The following is a 3,886-nucleotide window of genomic DNA, read 5'->3' as shown; positions in this document are numbered from 1 at the left end:
GGGCCGCCCGCCGCCCGGGTCGCCGGGCCCGCCGGTCACCGCGGCGAGCCCCGACACCAGGCCGCCGCCGCCGCGCCGCATGGTCAGCGCGCCCGGATCGTCGGCCGGGCCGGACAGGGAGAACGAGACCGGGCCCCGGTTGGACGCCACCAGCACTTGGGTCATATCCGAAGGGTCTCAGTTGTGCTCCCTGCGCATCAAAGTGACCCTGGTTATTCGGCGGACCGAAGACCGGTGTACCGGCATGTGCCGATTCGAGCCGGATTAGCCCGCCGGTGCAGGGGTACCGGGGGCGGGTGAGCAGGGCAGAGACCACCAAGACCGTGCTGATCGCCGGAGCGGCCAACCTCATCCTCGCGGTCACCAAGCTGATCGCGGGCGCGCTGGCCGGGTCGAGCGCGATGCTCGCCGAGGGCGCGCACTCGGTCGCCGACACCCTCAACCAGGGCTTTCTCCTGGCGTCGTTGCGGCGCAGCGAGCGCCCGGCCGACCGGCGGCACCCGTTCGGGTACGGCAACGAGCGCTACTTCTGGTCGCTGCTCGCGGCGTTCGGGATCCTGGTCGCGGGCGCCGGGTACTCGATCTACGAGGGCGTCGAGACGATCCTCGGGCACGGCGGCCAGGGCGAGCAGGTGTGGCTCGCCTTCCTGGTGCTCGCGCTGGGCGTGGTGCTGGAGGGCGGCTCGTGGGTGCGGGCCTACACCCAGGCGCGCCGCGAGACCCGCGAGAACGGCCGCGACCTGGTCGACCATGTCAAGCGGTCGCCCGACGTGACGTTCAAGGCCGCGCTGTTCGAGGACACCGCGGCGGTCGTCGGCCTGCTGGTGGCCGCCGCCGGGCTGACGTTGCGCGAGGTCACCGGCTCGCCGTTCTGGGACGGCCTCGCCTCGGTCCTGATCGGCCTGCTGCTGGTGGTGGTCGCCTACGCGCTGGGCCGCGAGAGCAAGGACCTGCTCATCGGCAAGGCCGCCGACGTGGAGGTGCAGTCGCGCATCCGCGAGGAGATCTGCTCCTCGCCCGGGGTGGACGGCGTGGACGAGCTGTTCACCATGCACTTCGGCCCCGAGGCGATCCTGGTGGCCGCCAAGGTCCACTTCTCCGACGACATCAGCGCCGACGAGGCCGAGGACATCGCGGGCGAGATCGACCGGCGGCTGTGCGAGCGCGAACCGCTGGTGCGGCACGTCTTCCTCGACCCGACCCAGCGCGAGACGCCCAACGTGCCAGAGCAGCGCCTCGCGCGCGAGAACGGCGGACGCCGGCGGCGCACCCGCGAGGACGGGGCCCGGACGGCGGCGGGGGAGCCCCCGGCGTGATCAAGCACACTCCCGGGTAATGTCTCACTCGGCGAGACCCGCCTGTCCGTCAAACGGTCAGACGATGTAAAGTCTCCGCATACAACTTCATATCGCTCATCCAGAGGGGTGGAGGGACCGGCCCTACGAAGCCCCGGCAACCACTCGGTGACGCGCTCGCGACCCTGCGAGGCCGGCCGAGAGATGGTGCCAACTCCGGCCTGCGACCAAAGTGGCGCAGGGAAGATGGGGGAAGGGCCTCGCATCATGGCACTCACGCCTGCCGCCGATCTCGGACCTGCTACCGGCCTCAGCTGCCGCGAGTGCGGGCACACCCGCGAACTCGGGCCGCACTACGCGTGCGAAGAGTGTTTCGGTCCACTGGAGATCTCCTACGACTTCGGGAACATCACCCGCGCCGACATCGAGGCCGGGCCGCGCAACATCTGGCGCTACCGCGGGCTGCTGCCCGTTCCCGGCGACATCGCCGACACCCCCAACACCGAGCCCGGCCTGACCCGCCTGGTGCGCGCCGACCAGCTCGCCGAGTCGCTCGGCCTGGAGCGGTTGTGGGTCAAGGACGACAGCGGCAACCCGACGCACTCGTTCAAGGACCGCGTGGTCGCGGTCGCCCTCGCCGCCGCCCGCGAGCTGGGCTTCAAGGTGCTGGCCTGCCCCTCCACCGGCAACCTGGCCAACGCCGTCGCCGCGGCCGCCGCCCGTGCCGGCATCCGCAGCGCGGTGTTCGTGCCCGCCGACCTGGAGGCCCAGAAGATCATCACGACGGCCGTGTACGGCGGCACGTTCGTGACCGTGGACGGCAACTACGACGACGTCAACCGGCTCGCCTCCGAGATCGCCGGCGAGCAGGAGGACTGGGCGTTCGTCAACGTCAACGTGCGCCCCTACTACGCCGAGGGCTCCAAGACCCTGGGCTACGAGATCATCGAGCAGCTCGGCTGGCGGCTGCCCGACCAGATCGTGGTGCCGGTGGCGTCCGGTTCCCAGCTCACCAAGATCGACAAGGCGTTCCAGGAGTTCGTCAAGCTGGGCCTGGTCGAGGACAAGCCCTACAAGGTGTTCGGCGCGCAGGCCGCCGGGTGCGACCCGGTGGCGGCGGCGTTCAAGGCCGGGTACGACGTGTTCCGCCCGGTCAAGCCGAAGACCATCGCCAAGTCCCTCGCGATCGGCAACCCCGCCGACGGCACCTACGTGCTGGACGTCGTTCGCCGCACCGGCGGCGCGGTCGAGGACGTCACCGACGAGCAGGTCGTCGAGGGCATCCAGCTGCTGGCCCGCACCGAGGGCATCTTCGGCGAGACGGCGGGCGGCGTCACCGTCGGCTGCCTGAAGAAGCTGGTGGAGAGCGGGCAGCTCGACCCGTCGGCCGAGACCGTCATCATCAACTCCGGCGACGGGCTGAAGACGCTGGACGCCGTCGCGCCGGTCGCCAAGCCCAGCGCGAACATCAAGCCGTCGCTGGACGCCTTCCGCGCCGCGAACCTCGCCTGACCCCGCCTCCGTTCCACCCCGAAACACCCAAGGAGCCAGCATGAGCACCGTTTCCGTGCGGATTCCGACGATCCTGCGGACCTACACCGGCGGCGAGGCGGAGGTGAAGGCCGAGGGCGACACGCTGCGCGCGGTCGTCGCCGACCTGGAGGCCAACCACACCGGGATCGCCGCCCGCGTCCTGGACGACAACGGCAAGATCCGCCGCTTCGTGAACGTCTACGTGGGCGACGAGGACGTGCGCTTCGCCGACGGCCTGGACACCGCGACCCCGGCCGGCGCGCAGATCTCGATCATCCCGGCCGTCGCCGGCGGCTGATCCGGACGGCCCGCCGCGCCCTGACAGGGCCCCCTTTACCGACCCGGTCGTCGGTAAAGGGGGCTTTTGTACTAGTAGACGCGGGTAAAGGGCCTGCATGGGAACAGCGGAGGACATCGCGGGCGCGGTGGCGGCGCATCCCGGGGTGCGCGCCGTCGAGCCCGTCGGGTCGCGGGCGCGCGGCACCGCCACCGAGGTGTCGGACTGGGACTTCCACGTCACCGTCGAGGACTTCGGCGCGGTGGCCGCCGACCTGCCCGGACTGGTGCGGCCGCACGAGCCGCTGGCGGCGCGCTGGGACCCCCTGGCCGACCGGGCCAGCTACCTGCTGATCTTCACCGGGCCGGTCAAGGTGGACCTGATCTTCCCCGAGGTGCCGCGCGGCCCGCACCCGCCGTGGCGGGTCGGCCCCGACACCCTGGCCGCCATCGACGACCACTTCTGGGACTGGATGCTCCGGCTGGTCAGCAAGCGGCGGCGCGGCATGGCCGACCGGGTGCGCGGCGAGCTGCTGCTGATGAGCGGCCACCTGCTGGAACCGCTGGGCGTGCGGTCGTTGCCGAGCACGCTGGCCGAGACCGCCGACCGCTACACGCGCGCCCGCGACCGGCTGGAGACGCGTTACGGGATGCGGCTGTCGCGCCGGCTCGAACAGGAGATCCTGCCGCTGGTGCGCGCGGGCCACGATGACCGGTACCGGCCGTCCAGGCTCTCCTTCTAGGCAGTGTTTCAAAGCCCCGGCCCAGGGGACTCGCCTGGC

4 protein-coding genes and 1 riboswitch are annotated in these 3,886 nt (G+C 71.4%); all 4 genes read left to right on the top strand.

The window, feature by feature from the left end:
* The first annotated feature begins 296 nt into the window (after positions 1-296).
* The 4 genes from AH6_RS41400 (at position 297) to AH6_RS41385 (ending at position 3,847) form a co-directional block, all read left to right on the top strand.
* Positions 297-1,316: a cation diffusion facilitator family transporter gene (locus AH6_RS41400; protein ID WP_169807982.1), complete on the top strand. Its 1,020-nt coding sequence runs from the start codon at positions 297-299 to the stop codon at positions 1,314-1,316.
* A 93-nt stretch (positions 1,317-1,409) separates the two neighbouring features.
* Positions 1,410-1,548, top strand: a riboswitch (SAM riboswitch).
* 14 nt (positions 1,549-1,562) lie between these two features.
* Positions 1,563-2,807, top strand: a complete 1,245-nt coding sequence (gene thrC / locus AH6_RS41395; protein ID WP_067491848.1) for a threonine synthase — start codon at positions 1,563-1,565, stop codon at positions 2,805-2,807.
* Positions 2,808-2,847: 40 nt separating this feature from the next.
* Positions 2,848-3,126 carry a MoaD/ThiS family protein gene (locus AH6_RS41390; RefSeq protein WP_067491846.1) on the top strand — a complete coding sequence of 93 codons (279 nt, stop codon included), beginning with the start codon at positions 2,848-2,850 and terminating at the stop codon, positions 3,124-3,126.
* Positions 3,127-3,223: 97 nt separating this feature from the next.
* Positions 3,224-3,847: a nucleotidyltransferase domain-containing protein gene (locus AH6_RS41385; protein ID WP_067491844.1), complete on the top strand. Its 624-nt coding sequence runs from the start codon at positions 3,224-3,226 to the stop codon at positions 3,845-3,847.
* Positions 3,848-3,886: the final 39 nt, after the last annotated feature.

Source organism: Actinomadura hibisca NBRC 15177 (assembly GCF_001552635.1).
GTDB classification, from domain to species: Bacteria; Actinomycetota; Actinomycetes; order Streptosporangiales; family Streptosporangiaceae; genus Spirillospora; species Spirillospora hibisca.
This window is presented reverse-complemented; position numbering and strand designations above follow the sequence as displayed.

What these genes read in the sequence shown, in the direction of transcription:
- thrC (WP_067491848.1), top strand. Translation starts at nt 1,563, where the DNA reads ATGGCACTCACGCCTGCCGCCGATCTCGGACCTGCTACCGGCCTCAGC.
- AH6_RS41390 (WP_067491846.1), top strand. Translation starts at nt 2,848, where the DNA reads ATGAGCACCGTTTCCGTGCGGATTCCGACGATCCTGCGGACCTACACC.
- AH6_RS41385 (WP_067491844.1), top strand. Translation starts at nt 3,224, where the DNA reads ATGGGAACAGCGGAGGACATCGCGGGCGCGGTGGCGGCGCATCCCGGG.